At 61.5% G+C, this 19,287-nt stretch carries 17 protein-coding genes, 1 pseudogene and 1 riboswitch; of the genes and pseudogenes, 7 read left to right on the forward strand and 11 right to left on the reverse strand.

Going from position 1 to position 19,287, the window contains the following annotated elements; translation table 11 throughout:
- Window positions 1-82 precede the first annotated feature (82 nt).
- The gene (locus tag AMK02_RS19520; RefSeq protein WP_170965837.1) at window positions 83-520 is read right to left on the reverse strand and encodes an Lrp/AsnC family transcriptional regulator; all 438 of its coding nucleotides are present in this window, start codon (window positions 518-520) and stop codon (window positions 83-85) included.
- Window positions 521-642: 122 nt separating this feature from the next.
- On the opposite strand from AMK02_RS19520, the gene rocF reads away from it, so the two are divergent.
- The 3 genes from rocF to AMK02_RS19535 all read left to right on the forward strand — a co-directional run bounded on the left by rocF (window position 643) and on the right by AMK02_RS19535 (window position 3,475).
- Window positions 643-1,578 (forward strand): arginase, encoded by a 936-nt coding sequence (rocF, locus tag AMK02_RS19525; RefSeq protein ID WP_064805360.1) that lies wholly within the window; start codon window positions 643-645, stop codon window positions 1,576-1,578.
- A 22-nt stretch (window positions 1,579-1,600) separates the two neighbouring features.
- On the forward strand, window positions 1,601-2,800 hold the full coding sequence (rocD, locus tag AMK02_RS19530) for an ornithine--oxo-acid transaminase (RefSeq protein ID WP_064805362.1): 1,200 nt from the start codon (window positions 1,601-1,603) through the stop codon (window positions 2,798-2,800).
- A 198-nt stretch (window positions 2,801-2,998) separates the two neighbouring features.
- Window positions 2,999-3,475, forward strand: a complete 477-nt coding sequence (locus AMK02_RS19535) for a chemotaxis protein CheW (protein WP_064707940.1) — start codon at window positions 2,999-3,001, stop codon at window positions 3,473-3,475.
- Between the two features lie 184 nt (window positions 3,476-3,659).
- On the opposite strand, the gene AMK02_RS19540 is transcribed toward AMK02_RS19535, so the two are convergent.
- The 10 genes from AMK02_RS19540 to soxR all read right to left on the reverse strand — a co-directional run bounded on the left by AMK02_RS19540 (window position 3,660) and on the right by soxR (window position 14,525).
- A complete protein-coding gene (locus tag AMK02_RS19540) occupies window positions 3,660-5,318 on the reverse strand; it encodes an OFA family MFS transporter (RefSeq protein WP_064805364.1) in 1,659 nt (552 codons plus the stop codon).
- Window positions 5,319-5,497: 179 nt separating this feature from the next.
- Window positions 5,498-5,743: a formate dehydrogenase subunit delta gene (locus AMK02_RS19545; protein ID WP_064805366.1), complete on the reverse strand. Its 246-nt coding sequence runs from the start codon at window positions 5,741-5,743 to the stop codon at window positions 5,498-5,500.
- Window positions 5,733-6,557, reverse strand: a complete 825-nt coding sequence (gene fdhD, locus AMK02_RS19550) for a formate dehydrogenase accessory sulfurtransferase FdhD (RefSeq protein WP_064805368.1) — start codon at window positions 6,555-6,557, stop codon at window positions 5,733-5,735. Before fdhD ends, AMK02_RS19545 begins: the two co-directional genes overlap by 11 nt.
- Window positions 6,558-6,630: 73 nt before the next feature.
- Window positions 6,631-9,510 carry a formate dehydrogenase subunit alpha gene (gene fdhF / locus AMK02_RS19555; RefSeq protein WP_064805371.1) on the reverse strand — a complete coding sequence of 960 codons (2,880 nt, stop codon included), beginning with the start codon at window positions 9,508-9,510 and terminating at the stop codon, window positions 6,631-6,633.
- 66 nt (window positions 9,511-9,576) lie between these two features.
- The gene (locus AMK02_RS19560; protein WP_064805373.1) at window positions 9,577-11,133 is read right to left on the reverse strand and encodes a formate dehydrogenase beta subunit; all 1,557 of its coding nucleotides are present in this window, start codon (window positions 11,131-11,133) and stop codon (window positions 9,577-9,579) included.
- Window positions 11,130-11,609, reverse strand: coding sequence for a formate dehydrogenase subunit gamma (locus tag AMK02_RS19565; protein WP_064805375.1), 480 nt, complete (start codon window positions 11,607-11,609; stop codon window positions 11,130-11,132). The genes AMK02_RS19560 and AMK02_RS19565 overlap by 4 nt, the downstream gene beginning before the upstream one ends.
- 135 nt (window positions 11,610-11,744) lie before the next feature.
- The gene (locus AMK02_RS19570) at window positions 11,745-12,638 is read right to left on the reverse strand and encodes a LysR family transcriptional regulator (protein ID WP_011427055.1); all 894 of its coding nucleotides are present in this window, start codon (window positions 12,636-12,638) and stop codon (window positions 11,745-11,747) included.
- A 77-nt stretch (window positions 12,639-12,715) separates the two neighbouring features.
- The gene (locus tag AMK02_RS19575) at window positions 12,716-13,057 is read right to left on the reverse strand and encodes an ArsR/SmtB family transcription factor (protein WP_064805377.1); all 342 of its coding nucleotides are present in this window, start codon (window positions 13,055-13,057) and stop codon (window positions 12,716-12,718) included.
- Window positions 13,058-13,160: 103 nt separating this feature from the next.
- Entirely contained in the window at window positions 13,161-13,931 is a 771-nt protein-coding gene (locus AMK02_RS19580; protein WP_064806383.1) for an SDR family NAD(P)-dependent oxidoreductase, read from the reverse strand.
- 123 nt (window positions 13,932-14,054) lie between these two features.
- Window positions 14,055-14,525: a redox-sensitive transcriptional activator SoxR gene (soxR, locus tag AMK02_RS19585; RefSeq protein ID WP_064805379.1), complete on the reverse strand. Its 471-nt coding sequence runs from the start codon at window positions 14,523-14,525 to the stop codon at window positions 14,055-14,057.
- Window positions 14,526-14,857: 332 nt separating this feature from the next.
- Window positions 14,858-14,971, forward strand: a riboswitch (TPP riboswitch).
- Window positions 14,972-15,131: 160 nt separating this feature from the next.
- Here soxR and AMK02_RS19590 point away from each other — a divergent pair.
- The 4 genes and pseudogenes from AMK02_RS19590 to AMK02_RS19605 all read left to right on the forward strand — a co-directional run bounded on the left by AMK02_RS19590 (window position 15,132) and on the right by AMK02_RS19605 (window position 19,131).
- Complete coding sequence (locus AMK02_RS19590) at window positions 15,132-15,938, forward strand: ABC transporter permease (RefSeq protein ID WP_064805381.1); 807 nt, start codon at window positions 15,132-15,134, stop codon at window positions 15,936-15,938.
- Window positions 15,935-16,747, forward strand: coding sequence for an ABC transporter ATP-binding protein (locus AMK02_RS19595; protein ID WP_064805383.1), 813 nt, complete (start codon window positions 15,935-15,937; stop codon window positions 16,745-16,747). Before AMK02_RS19590 ends, AMK02_RS19595 begins: the two co-directional genes overlap by 4 nt.
- 64 nt (window positions 16,748-16,811) lie before the next feature.
- Window positions 16,812-17,822, forward strand: coding sequence for an ABC transporter substrate-binding protein (locus AMK02_RS19600; RefSeq protein ID WP_064805385.1), 1,011 nt, complete (start codon window positions 16,812-16,814; stop codon window positions 17,820-17,822).
- 89 nt (window positions 17,823-17,911) lie between these two features.
- Window positions 17,912-19,131, forward strand: a pseudogene (locus tag AMK02_RS19605) (acyltransferase family protein).
- Window positions 19,132-19,287: the final 156 nt, after the last annotated feature.

The raw sequence follows: 19,287 nt of genomic DNA on the forward strand, positions 1-19,287 counted from the left end.
CCGCTTACGGGGCGAGGGGGACGTGCCAAATGCAACGTCGAGGTTGGAACGGAGGTGCCGGCCGGCGGATGAGGGGCTAGTTCTAGAAACCTGTCTTGCTCGTTTTGAGAAGAATATTGGTCTCGGTCGAATTGATGCCGTTGATCAATCTGATTCGACGCAGCGTCTCGTCAAAGGCGGCGAGATCGCGGTCCTCCAGCTCGGCAACGAAATCCCATTTGCCGTTGGTGCTGTGAAGCGCACGCACCTGTGGCAGGCCCCTGAGCTGATCGGCTACCCGGTCGGCGAGCTTGCCGAGCACCTCGATCATGACGATGGCGCGCACGCCGGCGGATCGCGTCTCGTGACTGGTACGGATGGTGAAGCCGACGATGGTGCCGCTGGCGACCAGCCGGTCGATTCGGGCGGCGACCGTTGCCCGCGATGCACCGGTCATTGCCGCGAGCGAGGAGACGGAGATGCGAGCATTGTGGCGAAGCGCACTCAGAAGTTCGGTATCGAGATCGTCCACGTCGAACACTTTGTCAAAATAGGTTTATCAATCTGCGCAATCATAGTCCATTTCTGGCACTTTTCCATCTTTTTGCCGCCAGCCCTTTATCCCACTATCGGCCGAAACAGGCCTCAACACGGAGCCCTCGAATGAACGCGCAATCGCGATCTGTCACCCTCATCGGCGCACCCTTGGAAGAAGGCTCCGGCCGCAGAGGCGCCGCCATGGGCCCCGCAGCGCTGCGGATTGCCGGCGTCGACCAGACACTGATCGATCTCGGCCACGACGTCGCCGATATTGGCGATCTCTCCATCGTGCCCGCGATGGATCTGCCGAATCATCCGAAAGCCCATAATCTGAGGATCGTCGGCGCCTTTACGCGCGCATTGGAAAGCAGCGTCTATGACGTCGCCGCCGCTGGCCGCTTTCCGCTGATTCTCGGCGGCGATCACAGCCTGTCGATGGGCAGCGTCTCCGGTATGGCGCGTTATGCCGCCAGCAGGGAGCGCCCGCTCTTCGTGCTCTGGCTCGATGCCCATGCCGATTTCAACTCTCCGGCCACGTCGCCCTCCGGCAATATTCACGGCATGCCCGTTGCCTTTTTCTGCGGCGAGGCGGAGTTCGCCGAAATCCTCCCGAAGGACCGGCCTTTCGTCGACCCGAAGAATGTCTTCCAGGTCGGCATCCGTTCGGTCGATGCGCGCGAGCGCGAGGAAATCCATGAACACGGCGTCAATGTCTTCGACATGCGCGCGATCGACGAGCAGGGCATCGGCGCGATCATGCGGGAGATTCTCGCTGTCGTCGCCAAGGCCAACGGGCTGCTGCATGTCAGCCTCGATCTCGATTTCCTCGATCCCGACATCGCCCCAGGCGTCGGCACGACGGTGCCTGGCGGCGCGACCTTTCGCGAGGCGCATCTTGTCATGGAAATGCTTTCGGACAGCGGCCTCGTCTCGTCGCTCGATCTCGTCGAGCTCAATCCGTTTCTCGACGATCGCGGCAAGAGCGCTCGCATCCTGGTGGAACTGACGGCAAGCCTGTTCGGCCGCCGCATCTTCGATCGTCCGACACGTGCCGCATAGACAAGGCTGAGGGAGAAGCGCCATGAACACTTCGGAAAAACTGATCGCAACGGAACAGCGGCTCGGCGCCAACAACTATAAGCCGCTCGACGTGGTGCTGACGCGTGGCGAAGGCGTGTATGTCTGGGATACCGACGGCAATCGTTATCTCGATTGCCTCTCGGCCTATTCTGCCGTCAACCAGGGCCATTGCCACCCGAAGATTCTCGCCGCCATGGTCGAACAGGCGGGCAGGCTGACGCTGACATCCCGCGCTTTCCGCAATGATCAGCTCGCCCATCTCTACGAGGAGCTTGCCGCACTGACGGGCTCGCACAAGATCCTGCCGATGAATTCCGGCGCCGAGGCGGTGGAGACCGCCATCAAGGCTGTGCGCAAATGGGGATACGAGGTCAAGGGCGTGCCTGAAGGCAAGGCGGAGATCATCGTCTGCGCCGACAATTTCCATGGCCGCACGCTGAGCATCATCAGTTTCTCCACAGATCCCGACGCCCGGACCGGCTTCGGCCCCTACACGCCGGGCTTCCGCATCATTCCCTTCGGCGATGCCGAGGCATTCGAGGCCGCGATCAACGGCAATACCGTTGCGGCCCTGATCGAGCCGATTCAGGGCGAAGCCGGCGTCATCATCCCGTCGGCCGGTTACTTTACCCGTATTCGGGAACTCTGCACTGATAACAACGTCACTCTGATCCTCGATGAGATCCAGACCGGCCTCGGCCGCACCGGCAAGCTGCTGGCCGAGGAGCACGAAGGCATCGAGGCCGATGTGACGCTGATCGGCAAGGCGCTTTCCGGCGGCTTCTATCCCGTATCCGCCGTCCTTTCGAATTCCGAGGTGCTGGGCGTGCTGAAGCCCGGCCAGCACGGCTCGACCTTCGGCGGCAATCCGCTCGCCTGCGCGGTTGCGCGCACGGCCCTCAAGGTGCTCGTCGACGAAGGCATGATCGAGAATGCCGCCGCGATGGGCGATTATTTCATCGAAGGCTTGAGGTCGATCCGCTCCAACATCGTCAGGGAGGTGCGCGGTCGCGGCCTGATGATGGCGATCGAGCTGGAGCCCGAAGCCGGCGGCGCGCGGCAATATTGCCATGCACTGAAGGAGCGCGGCCTTCTCGCCAAGGACACCCATGACCACACGATTCGCCTTGCTCCGCCACTTGTTATAACGAGGGAGCAGGTCGATTGGGCCGTCTCGCAGATCGAAAAGACGATCGGTTGAAGTAGATCGAGGCGGAAAAGCTTCACACGCCCGTTCCCGATTTAGATTTGGGCAACACTCTTCCGTTAATGTCGTCGCTAACCGTAACGATGCTTTGCCAAATGCAAAGTCATCGCGTGGTGTGAAGGCAAAGCTCGTCGGCGCCAATGGTGGCGCACCCGCTTCTGCTTTGGCTTACGACAGTTGGGAAGAATTCTAATGGCCACGATCAATTCCACTAGCTTCAGCGGCGATACGCTCGAGATCATTGCCTTTCGCCTGCATGATCAGGAATTTTGCGTCAAGACCACGACCATTCGCGAAATCCGCGGCTGGGCGCCTTCGACCCCGATCCCGCATTCGCCGGCCGATGTCATCGGCGTCATGAACCTGCGCGGTTCGGTCATCCCGATCATCGATCTCGCCTATAAGCTCGGCATGAAGAGCACCGTTGCCAACGAACGCAGCGCCATCGTGGTCGCTGAAGTTCACAGCATGGTCATCGGCATGCTCGTCGACCGCGTCTCGGATATTCTCACCATCTCGTCCAGCCAGGTCCAGCCGGTGCCTGAGGTGACCGCCTCCTTCGACCGCGCTTTCTGCGAGGGCATCATCGCTTCGGAAAACGGCATGATCTGCTTCCTGAACCTCGCCAAGATGTTCAAGGAAAACGAGACGGATGAACTGGCTGCCTGATCTGCCAGAACAATTGGATATCGAAAAACCGCCGTTCTCGGCGGTTTTTTATTGTTCGTCATAGGTAATTTAGGCCTACAGCGGTCGGTCTCGTCGGCGGGACCGGTCAACCGTTTGAGGAAATCGTCGCGCAAGCTGCGATAGAGCGCGCCGCCGCGGAAACCGGGCGGCGCAATTCGACCGCTCACCCGAAGAGGGCGAAAGTCGCCTTCAGCGTAACCCAGACACCCCAGAGCAGCGGAATGCCGACGACGGCCCAGGCCAGCATCGCCTTGGCGTCCAGCCCGCCGGTGCCGATGCCGAAGGAGCCGGTCGGCCCGGCATTGACGGCCGCAGACTTCGCCTGCAGCGCCGCGACCTCGTCATCCCTCATGAACCACTTGTCCGGAAGCGGCCTGACCAGCGCATTGGCGATGAGACCGAGCGCCAGCATGCCGGCAAGGATATACATGGTGCCGGTATAGAGGGCCGGACCAGGGGCAACGCCGGCGGCGATCTGAGCCTCGCGGATATAATTGACCACGACGGGGCCGACGATCCCCGCCGTTGCCCAGGCAGTCAGCAGCCGGCCGTGAATGGCGCCGACAAACTGCGTGCCGAAGATATCGGCAAGGTAGGCCGGGATGGTGGAGAAGCCGCCGCCATACATCGACAGGATGATGCCGAAGGAAAGAACGAACAGCGCCTTGTTGCCCATGCCGGCGAAGGTGGGCGCCAGCGCATAAAGCGCAATGCCGATGAGGAAGAAGCAATAATAGGTGTTCTTCCGGCCGATCTTGTCGGACAATGACGCCCAGAAGAACCGTCCGCCGATATTGAAGAGCGACAGCAAACCGGCAAAACCGGCAGCGATCGTGGCGATCGATGCCTTCTGCCCGGCATCGAGTTGAGCGAAGCCGACATCAGGCAGGCCGATCAGCGAGCCGGCGAAGATTTCCTGCAGCATCGGCGAGGCCATGCCGAGAACGCCGATTCCGGCCGAAACATTGAGGCAGAGCACGGCCCAGATCAGCCAAAACTGCTTGGTCTTGTGGGCGTCGCGCAGATGCACGTGTCTGGTGGTGATCATCGTGCTCTTGGCCGCGGGCGGCGTCCAGCCTTCCGGCCGCCAGCCGGCCGGCGGGATGCGATAGCCGAAGGCGCCGCCCATCATGAAGACGAAATAGATCGCCGCCATGACGATGAAAGTCTGCCAGACGCCGACCGATGTATCGGTCTTGAAGGTGTTCATCAGCAGGTTGGCAAGCGGAGCGCCGATCATTGCGCCGCCGCCGAAGCCCATGATCGCCATGCCGGTTGCCATGCCGCGCCGGTCGGGAAACCACTTGATCAGCGTCGAGACCGGCGAGATATAGCCGAGGCCGAGACCAATGCCGCCGATGACGCCGGCACCGAGCCACATCAACCAGAGCTGATGGGTAAGGACGCCGACGGCGGCAAGCACGATGCCGCCGCACCAGCAGCAGGCGGAAACGACGCCCGCCTTACGCGGGCCGGCCCGCTCCAGCCAACCGCCCCAGATGGCGGCCGACGAGCCGAGCAGAACGAAGAACAGCGTGTAGATCCAGCCGAGATCGGCAACGCGCCAGTCGCAGGTGGTGGTGAAGAGCGCCGAGGCGAGGGTCAGATCGGGGCAGGCGGTCGAGGCCGTGATCCCGAGCGACTTGGAAAGCGGCAGCCAGAACACGCTGAAACCATAGGCCATGCCGATGCAGAGATGGATGGCAAGTGCGGCCGGCGGCACCAGCCACCTGTTGAAACCGGGCCTTGCGATAATCCTTTCGCGATCAAGCAGGCCTGAGCCCGCCAACGCTCCGTCAGTACGTGTTCTCGCTGCAGTCATGAACAACTCCTCCTTGTTTCAGACCTTGCTGTGATTGTAGCGCCGCCCATTTTCAGGCGCGCAAAGGACGCTGTAACACTTCGAACTTCGTATTTTTAAATCGATTAGATTTCGACGTATGCAGTGGCGCATGGGCAGGCAGTTTGCTGCTGCCTCCTCTCCGCAGACGCCACTTTGAATTACCGGACCTGGTTTGCCTCCGCCTCCGGCTTGCGGATCATGGGAGCGGCCTGAAGCACCAGTGCATCCAGACCGTTCTCCTCTTTATCGAGAATTTCAAACAATTGCCGCCGCATGCGCGGCTCCCAGAATTTATTGATGTGCGTGGCGACGCCTTGCGCGGCCTCATTTTGCGGCTGGCTTTTGAAAAAGGTGGCGATCTGATTTGCCATATAGACAAGCTTGGTTTTGGTATCATGCGACATCGGCGATACTTCCGGGCGAGATGCGGTGCGGGTGTGTGAAAATCTCGAAATCTTCGCCGCGCACCAGCGCGACGAGCGTCATGCCGGCCGCTTCGGCCGTGCGGATAGCAAGGGCCGTCGGCGCTGAAATGGCGATGAGCGCGGGGCTGCCGAGGATCGCCGCCTTCTGCACCATTTCGACCGACAGCCGGCTGGTGACGACGACCGCGCCGTTTCCGCCGCTTTCGCCGGCGCGGATGACGGCGCCGCAGAGTTTGTCCAGAGCGTTATGGCGGCCGACATCTTCGCGAACCGCAATCAGCCCGCTGCCGGGAAGGTAGAATCCAGCGCCATGTACGGCCCGCGTCTCCCGATGCAGCGGCTGCGCCTCGTTCAGAAGCGAAACAGCCCGAACGATATCCGCATGAGACAGCGCCAACGGCGATGTCGAGACATCGGGCACCGGCCGCACCGCCTGTTCGATCGATTCGATGCCGCAGAGCCCACAGCCGACCGGTCCGGCCATGCTGCGGCGGCGCGCCCGCAGCCGATCGGCGACATCGTCGGCAAGGCTGACCTGCACGTCGATGCCCTGCCCGCCCGCGACGATCTCGATGGCGGATATCTCCGCCGGCCTGGCGATAATCCCTTCGGTCAGGCTGAAGCCGACGGCGAAATCCTCAAGATCCGCGGGTGTCGCCATCATCACCGCATGCGAACTGCCGCCATAGGAAAAGGCGATCGGCACTTCCTCCGGCACGATGCGCGAACCGCTGTGCATGACGCCGTTGCGGCGGGCGGTTTCGGTAGCACGGGCGGTGGTGGGGAAAGTCATCGCAGACGCCTCCACTTCTCCTCGAGGGGAGAAGGAAGGATCTCGCCGAAAACGCCAAATCGCCCCGGCATTGTCACTCCGCCGCTTCGAGCTTGCCGGCGATGCGGCGCGATTGCCGTGCCTGCTCGTCATATTCGAGCTGCCAGTCGCTCGGCCCGTTCGACGGCGAGACCTGCACCGCCGTCACCTTATATTCCGGGCAGTTGGTCGCCCAGTCGGAGAAATCGGTGGTGATGACGTTCGCCTGCGTATTGGGATGATGGAAGGTCGTATAGACGACGCCCGGCGCAACACGATCGGTGATCAACGCTCGGAGCGTCGTGTCGCCGGAGCGGCTCATGAGCTTCACCCAGTCGCCGTCACGCACACCGCGCTGTTCGGCGTCGTGCGGATGAATTTCCAGCCGGTCTTCCGCGTGCCAGACGACATTCTCGGTCCGCCGCGTCTGCGCCCCGACATTGTACTGGCTGAGGATGCGGCCGGTGGTGAGCAGCAGCGGAAAACGCGGACCAGTGCGTTCGTCGGTCGCCACATATTCGGTGCGGATGAACTTGCCCTTGCCGCGCACGAAGCCGTCGACATGCATGATCGGCGAGCCGAGCGGGTTCTTCTCGTTGCAGGGCCACTGCACCGAGCCGATCTTGTCGAGATAGTCGTAGGAGACCAGGGCGAAACTCGGTGTCGTCGCGGCAATCTCGTCCATGATCTCCGACGGATGGGCATAATTCCAGTCGAGCCCCATGGTCTGGGCAAGCTTCTGCGTCACCTCCCAGTCACCATAGCCATTGCGTGGCGTCATCAACTTGCGCACACGGTTGATGCGCCGCTCGGCATTCGTGAATGTGCCGTCCTTCTCGAGGAAGGTCGAGCCCGGCAGGAAGACATGGGCGTAGTTGGCGGTTTCGTTGAGGAACAGGTCCTGCACGACGACGCATTCCATCGCCGCAAGCCCGGCCGCGACATGTTTCGTATCCGGATCGGATTGCAGGATGTCCTCGCCTTGGACGTAAAGCCCTTTGAACGAGCCGTCGACCGCCGCATCGAGCATATTCGGAATGCGAAGGCCCGGCTCGTCGCTAAGCTTCACGCCCCAGAGCTTTTCGAAGATATCACGCGTCGCATCGTCGGAAATATGCCGGTAGCCGGGCAGCTCGTGCGGGAAGGAACCCATGTCGCAGGAGCCCTGCACATTGTTCTGGCCGCGCAGCGGATTTACGCCGACGCCGGGACGGCCGATATTGCCGGTCGCCATTGCCAAATTGGCGATCGCGATGACCGTGGTCGAACCCTGGCTGTGTTCGGTAACGCCGAGACCGTAATAGATCGCGCCGTTGCCGCCCTTGGCATAGAGCCTCGCCGCGCCGCGCAGATCCGCCGCCGGCACGCCGGTGAAGATCTCGGTCTGTTCGGGGCTGTGCGCCGGTTCGGCGACGAAGGCAGCCCAGTCCTCGAATTCCGACCAGTCGCAACGCTCGCGGATGAAGGTCTCGTCATAGAGCCCTTCGGTGACGATCACATGCGCCAGCGCCGTCATCACCGCGACATTGGTGCCCGGCTTCAGCGGCAGGTGGTAGGAAGCCTCGACATGGGGTGACCGGACGATATCGGTGCGGCGCGGATCGATGACGATGAGCTTCGCCCCCTGGCGCAGTCGCTTCTTCAGCCGCGAGCCGAACACCGGATGACCGTCCGTCGGGTTGGCGCCGATGATGACGACGACATCGGATTGTTCGACGCTGTCGAAATTCTGCGTTCCGGCCGAGGTCCCGAATGTCTGGCCGAGACCATAGCCGGTCGGCGAATGGCAGACGCGGGCGCAGGTATCGACATTGTTGTTGCCGAAACCGGCGCGGACCAGCTTCTGCACCAGATAGGTTTCCTCATTGGTGCAGCGCGAGGAGGTGATGCCGCCGATCGCGTCGCGGCCATATTGATATTGGATGCGGCGGAACTCCGACGCCACATGGGCGAAGGCCTCGTCCCAGCTCACCTCCCGCCAGGGATCACTGACCTTTTCGCGGATCATCGGGTTGAGGATGCGGTCCTTGTGAGTGGAATAACCGTAGGCGAAGCGGCCCTTGACGCAGGAATGGCCGCGATTGGCCTGTCCCTCCTTCCACGGCACCATGCGCACCAGTTCCTCGCCGCGCATCTCCGCCTTGAAGGAGCAGCCGACGCCGCAATAGGCGCAGGTGGTGACGGCCGAATGCTCCGGCTGGCCGATCTCGATCACCGATTTCTCCGTCAGCGTCGCCGTCGGACAGGCCTGGACACAGGCGCCGCAGGAAACGCATTCGGAATCCATGAAATTCTCATGCATGCCGGGTGACACGCGGGAGCCGAAACCGCGCCCCTCGATCGTCAGCGCAAAAGTGCCCTGCACTTCCTCGCAGGCGCGCACGCAAAGCGAACAGACGATGCATTTGGAGGGATCATAGGTGAAATAGGGATTGGACTCGTCCTTCGGCATCCATTTCAGATTGATGTCGCCGTTGCTGCGCGCCTTGACGTGATTGTCGCCCTCATAGCCGTAGCGCACGTCACGCAGGCCGACAGCGCCTGCCATGTCCTGCAACTGGCAATCGCCATTGGCAGCACAGGTGAGACAGTCGAGCGGATGATCGGAAATGTAGAGCTCCATCACGCCGCGGCGGATATCCTTCAATCGTCCCGTCTGCGTGTGCACCACCATGTTTGCCGCCACCGGCGTCGTGCAGGAGGCCGGCGTGCCAAGGCGGCCCTCGATCTCGACGAGACAGAGCCGGCAAGAGCCGAAGGCATCAACCATGTCGGTGGCGCAGAGCTTCGGCACCTCGATGCCGGCTTCCATTGAGGCGCGCATGATGGAGGTGCCTTCCGGCACGCTGATCTGCTGCCCATCAATGGTGAGCGTCACCATGGTTTCGGATTTCGAAGCGGGAGTGCCGTAGTCGATTTCATGGATGAGAGACATGGTCGGCCTCCTGTAGGGAAATGGGATTGCGCAGGTCACGGCATGCGGCTGCAGCTTGGAAGATCATCACTCGGCAGCCTCCACGACCGGTGCCGGCACAAAATCTTCCGGGAAATGCGTCATGGCGCTCATCACGGGATAGGGCGTGAAGCCGCCAAGCGCGCAGAGCGACCCGAATTTCATGGTATTGCAGAGATCGCCAAGCAATATTCGGTTCTCCTCCGGCTCGATGCCGCGAGCGATCTTGTCAACCGTCTCGACGCCGCGCGTCGAACCGATGCGGCAGGGCGTGCACTTGCCGCAGCTTTCGACAGCACAGAATTCCATGGCGAAACGCGCCTGCTTCAGCATGTCGGCCGTGTCGTCGAAGACGACAATGCCGGCGTGGCCGATGAGCCCGTCCTTGGCGGCAAAGGATTCGTAGTCGAAAGGCGTATCGAACAGCGCCCGCGGGAAATAGGCACCGAGTGGTCCGCCGACCTGCACGGCCTTGACCGGCCGGCCGGTCCTTGTGCCGCCACCGATCCTGTCGACGATCTCGCCGAGCGAAAGACCGAAGGCTGTTTCGTAGAGACCGCCATATCTGACATTGCCGGCGATCTGCAGCGGAATGGTGCCGCGCGAGCGGCCCATGCCGAAATCGCGGTAGAAGGCGGCGCCCTTTTCCATGATGACAGGCACCGAAGCCAGTGAGATCACATTGTTGATGACGGTCGGACAGTCGAACAGACCCTTATGCGCCGGCAGCGGCGGCTTGGCGCGCACGATGCCGCGCTTGCCTTCGAGACTGTTCAAGAGAGCCGTTTCTTCACCGCAGACATAGGCGCCGGCGCCGGTACGCACCTCGATATCGAACGCGCGGCCCGAGCCCAGCACCGACGGGCCGAGGATCCCGGCCTGCCGCGCGATGCCGACGGCCTCGCTCATCGCAGCGATTGCATGCGGATATTCCGAACGGGTGTAGACGAAGCCCTTCGTGGCGCCGGTCGCAAGTCCTGATATTGCCATGCCTTCGATCAGCACGAAGGGATCGCCCTCCATGATCATCCGATCAGCAAAGGTGCCGCTGTCGCCCTCATCGGCGTTGCAGACGATATATTTGCGTTCGCCGCTAGCATCGAGAACGGTCTTCCACTTGATGCCCGTGGGAAAGCCGGCACCGCCGCGACCGCGCAGGCCGGAATCGGTGACTTCCTTGACGATTTCAGCGGGCGCCATCGCCACGGCGCGGCGAAGGCCGGCAAGGCCGCCATGCGCCTCGTAATCCGAAAGCGAGAGCGGATTGATGACGCCGCAGCGGGCGAAGGTCAAGCGGGTCTGTTCCTTCAAGAACGGGAGGTCTTCAACCTCCCCGAGGCAGAGGGGATGATCGCCGCCGTTGGCGATCCCGGCGTCGAAAAGACCGGACACATCCTTTGCCTTCACCGGTCCGTAGCCGATGCGCTTGCCGGCAAGCTCGACCTCGACCAGCGGCTCCAGCCAGAACATTCCGCGCGAGCCGTTGCGCACGATCTCGGCATCGAGGCCGCGGGCGACGATCTCCTGGGCAATCGCCTTTGCCACCTTTTCGGCCCCGAGCGCCAGCGCAGCGGCATCGCGCGGAACATATATCTTGACTGTCATCGGCGCGCCTCCGCAACGAGTTCCGCCGCCATCTGATCGTCGAGCCGGCCATACACCTCGCCGTCGAGCATTGCCGACGGCGCGCAGGCGCAGAGCCCGAGGCAGTAGACTGCCTCCAGCGTCACGCTGCCGTCGAGCGTCGTCTGGTGAAAATCGATGCCGAGCAGCGCCTTGATGCGCTCAGCCAGCGCGTCACCACCCATCGACTGACAGGCCTCGGCGCGACAGAGCTTCAGCACATGCCGCCCGGCGGGGTGGTCGCGATAATCGTGATAAAAGGTCATCACGCCATGCACCTCGGCGCGCGAAAGGTTCAGTTCCTCCGCGATCACGGGCAGGGCTTGCTGCGGCACATAGCCGAATTCCTGCTGAACTTGATGAAGAATGGGAAGCAGCGGCCCTTCAAGGGAGCGAAGGTCGGCGACAATGGAACGCGTGCGCGCTGCGATATCGCCTTCGGCGATATGAATGGTCATGAGGCAGCCCTCCCAGCCGCTTGCTCGTTGCGGAATGGCGCTCTCCACCGGCATGAGGCCATCCCCTCATGCAGCATCTCAGGGAAGCCGGCGACGATCAATAAAGCTATCTCGTGGATTGATAGGTTTTCTCTATCAGAGCTCTTCATCCCGCACGAGCACGCGCGCTTCATGCAGCAAGGCCGAAACGAGCGGCGTGAAGGGTTCGCGATAGGGCGCGACGAGGCCGACCAGATGGTGGGCCTCCGGTTCAACGATCGGAATCATGCGGATTTCTATTGGGAATCCAAATGATTTCGCGACGTTGCGCGGCATGATGCTTGCCCAGCGCCCAGTTCTGACATGCGAGAACAGCACGATCATCGAGTTGGATTCGAGAGTTGGATGTACGGTCGCGCCCGCTTCCGTCAGGTGCCGGTTGATGATGCGTCGGTTCTGCATGTCGGCGGTCAATAGACAAAGCCGAAGATCGCCGACCTCCTTCCAGGTCACGTTGTCGCGATCGGACAGCGGGCTGCCCGCAGCCGTGATCAGGTGATAGCGCTCGGCGTAGAGGGGAACACTGGTGACACGTCCGAGCGGCTCATTTTCAAGATAGGTGATACCGGCATCGATCTCGAGATTTTCGAGCATGCTCAGCACCTGCAGCGAGTTCCGCGAGACGATCGAGAAGGTCACTCCCGGATGTCGTTCCTGAAAGGGCGTGGTGATGCGCGAAAGCATGGCGAGCGCGGTCGGAATGGCAGCGAGGCGGATGTGGCCGGAAAGACCGCGGCGGGCGGCGCGCATCTCTTCCCGCATGGTGCGAGCATCGCCGACGATGCGCCGCGCCCATTCAAGCACCCGCTGCCCCTCCGGCGTCAGCCCCTGAAACCGCGAGCCGCGCTGCACCAGCATGACGCCAAGCTGGTCTTCAAGCTGCCGGATGGCGGCCGAAAGTGTTGGCTGGGAAATCCCGCACTCCTCCGCGGCGCGGCCGAAATGCTTTTCGTTGGCAAGGGCGATGAAAAATTCCAGCTTGTCGATCATCCGGTCTCCCGATCCGGCGCGAAATCATCCGGATCAGCCCATCTTCGACGCAGCAACCGTGTTCCGCAAGGGCGGTACTAATTGTTTTCAGCAGCCGGAAAAAGATCGAACAACGATTCAAGGAAGGCAAGCACGCTTGTATTGCCGATACGGTAATAGACCAGCCTACCCTGACGGCGCGTATTGACGAGGCCTTCAAGCCTTAAACGTGCGAGCTGCTGCGAGACCATTGCCTGCTGAATGCCGAGGATGTTTTCGATTTCACCGACCGTCCGCTCCTCACTCGCGAGTATGCAAAGAATCAGAAGTCGGGTCTGGTGCGCCAGTGCCTTCAGCAGATCGCTCGCCTCACGAGCGTTTCCAGCGAGTTTGTGCAGTTCCTGACCGGACATTCCCGGCTCGGGCTTGGGCAATGGCATTCGACATCTCGGAAGGGAAGCGAAAAGGCAGATCAGCACAATAGCATATTCGCACACGCGAATTTGCCAAAAGTGATGAAATGTCAAAAAAGGTCTAACCAAATCAGCAGATAAGCTGGCCGCCATTGATCTCGATGACCTGGCCGGTAATGTATCCGGAGAGGGAGGGTGCCGCCAGGAACAGATAGGCCGGAGCGCAGTCCTCCGCCGTGCCCAGCCGCTGCAAGGGAATAGACTTTCTCGTCTGCTCCAGCTTTTCGCGGGAGGAATAGCGCTCATGGAAATCCGTCTCGATCGTTCCGGGCGAGACACAATTGACGCGGATGCTATCCGGCGCGAGCTCGCGGGCAAGCGCCTTGGAATAGGTGGAAACGAAAGCTTTCGAAGCGGAATAGATCGAAGAACCGGGACTGCCGCCGGTCAGCGCGGAAATTGAAACGGTGTTGACGATGGCAGCGCCTTCCGCCGCCTTTAATGCCGGCAGCAGCGCACGCGTCAGCGCCACCACCGACGTCTGGTTCAAACGCACGATCGCCTCATAATCTGCGTCGGTCAGTGTGGCAGCCGGAAAACGGCCGAGCATGGTGCCGGCGTTATTGACGAGCACATGCACCTTGTCGAAAAAGGCAAGCGCATTTTCGGCAAATTGCGCAGCGCCGCCAGCGGCGGTGAAATCGGCGTGCAGCAGCAGCGCCCGTCTTTCGGATTCAGCCGTCAGCAGAAAATCCGGCAGCTCGCGCCCCGGTTTGCGTCCGGTATGGACGATCACCTTCGCGCCGCAGTCCAGGAACTGCCGGGCCACTTCGAGGCCGATGCCCCGCCCGGCTCCGGTCACGATGACATTGCGATTCTCGAATAGTCTCGGATGGAACACGAAGCCGTCCTCCTCGCGGACAAAGCCGCCTGTTGCGCCATTCGCCCTTAACATATGAGCGCGCCGGCCGAAAGAAAGGCGGCATCATCTTTCCGCGAGAGGCTAGCGCTCTTCCCCGAAAGCTCACACTTCGTTTTCGCTCTCCAGCAGCCGCGGGCCCGGCCCTTCCTCGCCGAGCCGATCGAAGGGATTGCGCAACGGACAGCTTTCGATCGACAGGCAGCCGCAGCCGATGCAGCCGGTCAGACGGTCTCGCAGCAGGCTCAGCTGTCTGATTCGCGTGTCGAGCTCATCCTTCCAGCGCGCCGACAGCGTCTGCCAGTCGGCAACCGTCGGCGTGCGTCCCTGCGGCAGGGAGGCAAATGCCGTCTGGATTTCCGAAAGCGGAATGCCGACACGTTGCGCCACCTTGATGATGCCGAGCCGGCGAAGCACATCGCGTCCGTAGCGCCGCTGGTTGCCGCGCGTGCGGATACTCGAGATCAGCCCCTTGACCTCATAGAAATGCAGCGCCGAGACGGCAAGACCGCTGCGTTGCGCCACTTCACCGACCGTCAGAAGCCTGCCGAGCGGCGTTGCAGAAATCCTATTCATCGCCTATTGACCTCAATATTAGTTGAGGTTTTATAACCCCTGCTCCCCCGCCCGTAAAGCGTGAGGCGCAGGAAGGAGCGGCAGTGAGATCATCCGGTCGATAAAAGCTGGAACGAGGGCATCGGCGCTCGTCCGCCCCCGTATCGATCGCTCCAGCCGATATGGCCCCCGAGAGGCGAGCGCTCGGGTTCCGTTCCCGGCAGGTACGGAACCTCGGAAACACCCGGACAGGACCTCTGTCCGGGTGTTTTTTCATTTGCGCCCCGTCCCGACCGGCCGGACTGCTTTGCAATTTTGCGGTTGCGGCAAGAAAACCCCGATGATAGTTTTCGCCGAAATAACAGGGGAGCTCCGTGTCGCCGGGGCTGAGATGCGAGGCGCAAGCTTCCGGACCCTTCTAAGCTGATCTGGGTAATGCCAGCGGAGCGAGGTCCAAATGCATTCCGGCGCGCAAGTGTCACTCTACCCGACGTCCGGCCATTCCGCCGGCATCCCTATCGATGCCGTCAAGGCAATCGCCCCGAATTGCGGCAGGCTGCGCATCGAGACCGATGCCCTCGACAGGTTTGCGCGAACGGCCCGACGAAAGCCTGAAATCGAACGCCGATGACATCGCCACGCCCATCGGATTCGCGTCTTGCGACGCTCTGTCTCGCCGTGTACCGGGCAATGCCCGCCTTGCTCGCAGGCTTTGCCTTTCTGGCGGCATGGGAACTCTATGTCGATCTTTCCGGCATCAAACCGTCCATTCTGCCGGCGCCTTCGCGTATCCTTGTCCAGGGTTGGCTGAACCGAGAGGGGCTGATGTCAAACACCTGGCCGACGCTCGGCGCCACACTCGGCGGTTTCGCTCTGTCGCTCGCCTTCGCCTTCGCCTCTTCGATCCTGATGGATTTCATGCCCTTCATGCGCCGGGCACTGCTGCCGATCTTCATTGCCAGTCAAACTTTGCCGCTGGTGGCGATCGCACCCCTCGTCGTTCTCTGGTTCGGTTTCGGCCTTTTGCCGAAGATATTGCTGGTGGCCCTCGTCACCTTTTTCCCGCTGCTCGTTGCGCTGCTTCAGGGTTACGAGGCGACCGACCGCGATATTGCCGAATTGCTGAACTCGATGAAGGCGAGCCGCTGGCGCATTTTCCGCCTGGCGCGCCTTCCCTCCTCTTTGCCCTTTTTCTTCGCGGGTCTCAGGATCTCGATCACCTATGCCGTCGTCGGCGCGATCTTTGCCGAATATGCCGGCGCTGCAAGCGGCCTCGGCATCTATATCCTCAACGCCAAGAACAATTTCCGTCCCGATCTCGTGCTCGCCGCCGTGATCGTCAGCGCTCTCTTGACGCTCTGCCTCTTCGCGCTGACGCTGGTTATCCAGCGTTTCGTCATGCCCTGGCAGCCATCCCAGGAGCGGCGCCGATGACCGGTCAGATGCTTGAGCTGCGCAACATCTCGAAATCCTTCGACGGCATGAAGATTCTGAGCGACATTTCACTCACCGTCGCAAACGGCGAGTTCGTCTCGATCGTCGGCCCATCCGGCTCCGGAAAATCGACCGTGCTGAGACTGCTGACACAGGCGCTGCGGCCTGATTCCGGCGCCATGCTTTTCAACGGTGCAGCGCTGGAACAGACGCCGCATTCCTTTGCCTTCATGCCGCAACGCGATGCGCTGATGCCCTGGCGCCCGATCATCGATAATGCCGCGCTCGGCCTGGAAGTGAAGGGAATGAGTCGTCGGGCGGCCCGCGCCGCTGTCGCACCCCTCTTCGAGCGGTTCGGCCTTGCCGGCTTCGAGCATCACTACCCCTCTTCTCTTTCCGGCGGCATGCGACAGCGTGCGGCACTGCTGCGCACCGTCATCCAGAAGCAGGACATGCTGCTGCTCGACGAGCCCTTCGGCGCGCTCGATGCGCTGACCCGCACACAGATCCAGGAGTGGCTGCAAGGCATGTGGACCGAACATCGCTGGACGGCGCTGCTAATCACGCACGATGTCCGCGAGGCCGTTTTCCTCTCCGATCGGATCTACGTGCTGTCTGCCCGCCCGGCCCGCGTCATCCGCGAATTCCGTGTCCCCCTGCCCCGCCCGAGAAGCATCGCCGATCTCGGTTCACCCGCGGCTCAGGCAATCGAGACTGAAATCCTGCAAACCCTGCTTCATCCGCTAGAACAGGATGATTTTAGGCCGACCGGCCTGAAATCTGGCTCCTGTTCCAATTTTAAGAGTTAGAGCCTGATGTCGTCCGAAAACCGCACTTTTCGGCATCATGCTCTCAAGACCTGAGGAGGTCACCATGCCGCTTCTCACCCGTCGCCAGACGATCCTTGCCACCATCGCAACAAGCCTCGCCGGCCGCGCCGCCTTCGGCCAACCGGCGCCCGCAAAGGTTCGCATCGCGCTCGACTGGACGCCCAACACCAATCATATCGGCATCTATGTCGCCAAGGCGAAGGGCTTCTATGCGGCCGCCGGCCTCGATGTCGAAATTCTACCCTTTACCGACACCAGTGCCGGCACGCTGGTGTCGAACGGGGTCGCCGATTTCGGCATCAGCAGCGAGATCGAGGCCCTCACGCAGCGGGCTGGCGGCGGTGACGTGAAGATGGTCTACGGCGTCGTCCAGACGGAAACCGCACGCCTGATCTTCAAGGGCGGGCGCGACGACATCAAGAGCCCCAGAGATCTCGACGGCAAGACGTATGGCGGCTTCGGCGGTACCTGGGAAAGCGCGCTGGTCTCGGCGATGATCCGCAATGACGGCGGCAAGGGCGACGTCAAGACCGTCACCCTCGGCACCTCCGCCTATGAGGCACTGGACAATGGCTCGATTGACTTCACGCTGGAGATCTACACCTGGGAGGGCATCGCCGCCGAGCTGGAGAATCGGAAGATCAGCCGCTTCCATTATTCCGATTACGGCATTCCCGACGAGCAGACGACGGTCATCGTTTCCAGCGACGCCTATCTCTCGGCCAGTCGAGAACACGCGCGCGCCTTCATCCAGGCCACACGTCAAGGCTATGTCTACTCCATCGACCATCCCGACGAAGCCTGCGACCTGCTGATATCAGGAAGTAACGGCGCGCTGATGAACGCGGAACTGGTAAAAGCATCTCAGAAAGCGTTGATCGAAGGCCATTTCCTGAGATCCGAGGCCGGCGTGATCGGCACGCTTGACCCGGCAAAGGCCGATGCCATCGGCGGCTTCCTGATCGAGAACGAGATCCTGGTGGATGCGAATGGCGTCGCGCTCAAAGAGAAGCCGGACTTTTCCACCTATTACACCAACGAGTTCCTCGGCTGATCCGGCCCGGGCCTTGCCGAAGCGGCTTTCCGCGGCAATGCTTTGAGCCTGGGGCGGTTTAAGCCGAATCGGGCAGGGCGGGGAACGACATGCGAGCACAGGACAGACTCGTCGGAGCAGACTTTCTGCGCGCGATGGCCTGCTTGTTGGTGCTCGCTCATCATCTCGCGCTCCGGCTGGATATGCGCAGAGTTCCGGATGAAATGGCGGCGACGGCAAACGTCCTCCGCTTCGGCAATTTCGGCGTCGCCATCTTTTTCGTGCTTAGCGGCTTTCTGCTTGCCCGCCCCTTCTGGCACGCTCTCGACGCCGGCGGCGCCATGCCGAACCTTGGGCACTACGCCATCCGCAGGTTGGCACGCATCGCTCCGGGGTTCTGGTTCGCCGCCAGCGTCAGCTTCGTCCTCAGCCTGACGCTGCTTGCCCTGCCGCTGACGCCGGAACTCGTCGTCCGCTACGTCTGCGGACTGCTGTTCATGAGCCAGTGGCACTGGCGCACGTTTTTTCCCGTCGAAGCCGATGGGCCGCTCTGGTCCATTCCCTTCGAAATGACCAGCTATGTGCTCCTGCCGGTCGGCTTTTTCCTGCTGTTTCGCTTGCCGCTGCTGCGGCGACGTCCGTTCTTCGCCCGCGCCGCCTGGCTCGGCGTCGTTGCCGTCGTCCTTCTTGCCCATCTGGTGATCCTGAGGCTCTTTGCGCTCGACGATATCGGGCGTGGCTGGGCATATGGCCTGCAGGGCGGGGCGAAGGAATGGATGCCTAACTATAATCCGATCGGCTTCTTTGCCGTCTTCGCGCTCGGCGCGCTTGCCGCCGGTATCGAAGTGATGTTGCCCGCAAGACGCTCCCCCTGGTTCGATGCCGCGGCACTCCTGGCCCTTGCGATTGCCGGTTACCGCCTCCTCATATCGCCCGGTGGCTCGGCCGAAGGTTACGGCTGGCTTGACATCCCTTATGGATTTCCGGTCTTCCCACTGGCCGTCGCAACAGCGCTCATTTCACTTAGCCATTCGCAGGGTCTGGGCAGGCTGCTTGATAACGCTCCTATCCGCTACGTCGCCAAGATCTCCTTCGGCATTTACATCTGGCAGGAGATCATCCTGACATTGATCCAGAGACTCGCCCCCGGCTCGTTCGGGGCCGCCTCGGAGAATGTGGTCACCGGCTGGCTGCAATCCTGCACACTGACGGCGGCGCTGGTTTTTCTGGTGGCAAGCCTCAGTTATTATCTGTTGGAACGACCGGCAATCGACTTGGGTAGCCGCCTGACATCGCGCCGCCTGATCGGGCTACTCCTTTAAAAGTATAATTTCGAATACCACTCAACTAGAGGCATTAGGGTTAACGCGAAATACTCCCATATTTGGCGTCTTTATGCTTACCGATTTCTTATTTATAACGATGACAAACCATACGTAAGCATGTATCTGTCTCCCCGCTGTTCAGTATCGCATCTAAACTTCTG

It is taken from the genome of Rhizobium sp. N731 (assembly GCF_001664145.1).
Taxonomy (GTDB): domain Bacteria; phylum Pseudomonadota; class Alphaproteobacteria; order Rhizobiales; family Rhizobiaceae; genus Rhizobium; species Rhizobium esperanzae.

Coding starts and splice junctions, on each gene's coding strand:
- AMK02_RS19590 (WP_064805381.1), top strand. CDS start 15,132: ATGACATCGCCACGCCCATCGGATTCGCGTCTTGCGACGCTCTGTCTC.
- AMK02_RS19560 (WP_064805373.1), bottom strand. CDS start 11,133: ATGACAGTCAAGATATATGTTCCGCGCGATGCCGCTGCGCTGGCGCTC.
- AMK02_RS19545 (WP_064805366.1), bottom strand. CDS start 5,743: ATGTCGCATGATACCAAAACCAAGCTTGTCTATATGGCAAATCAGATC.
- AMK02_RS19540 (WP_064805364.1), bottom strand. CDS start 5,318: ATGACTGCAGCGAGAACACGTACTGACGGAGCGTTGGCGGGCTCAGGC.
- fdhD (WP_064805368.1), bottom strand. CDS start 6,557: ATGACTTTCCCCACCACCGCCCGTGCTACCGAAACCGCCCGCCGCAAC.
- AMK02_RS19600 (WP_064805385.1), top strand. CDS start 16,812: ATGCCGCTTCTCACCCGTCGCCAGACGATCCTTGCCACCATCGCAACA.
- AMK02_RS19575 (WP_064805377.1), bottom strand. CDS start 13,057: ATGCCATTGCCCAAGCCCGAGCCGGGAATGTCCGGTCAGGAACTGCAC.
- AMK02_RS19570 (WP_011427055.1), bottom strand. CDS start 12,638: ATGATCGACAAGCTGGAATTTTTCATCGCCCTTGCCAACGAAAAGCAT.
- AMK02_RS19595 (WP_064805383.1), top strand. CDS start 15,935: ATGACCGGTCAGATGCTTGAGCTGCGCAACATCTCGAAATCCTTCGAC.
- rocF (WP_064805360.1), top strand. CDS start 643: ATGAACGCGCAATCGCGATCTGTCACCCTCATCGGCGCACCCTTGGAA.
- AMK02_RS19535 (WP_064707940.1), top strand. CDS start 2,999: ATGGCCACGATCAATTCCACTAGCTTCAGCGGCGATACGCTCGAGATC.
- AMK02_RS19565 (WP_064805375.1), bottom strand. CDS start 11,609: ATGACCATTCATATCGCCGAAGGCGATATCGCAGCGCGCACGCGTTCC.
- rocD (WP_064805362.1), top strand. CDS start 1,601: ATGAACACTTCGGAAAAACTGATCGCAACGGAACAGCGGCTCGGCGCC.
- fdhF (WP_064805371.1), bottom strand. CDS start 9,510: ATGTCTCTCATCCATGAAATCGACTACGGCACTCCCGCTTCGAAATCC.
- soxR (WP_064805379.1), bottom strand. CDS start 14,525: ATGAATAGGATTTCTGCAACGCCGCTCGGCAGGCTTCTGACGGTCGGT.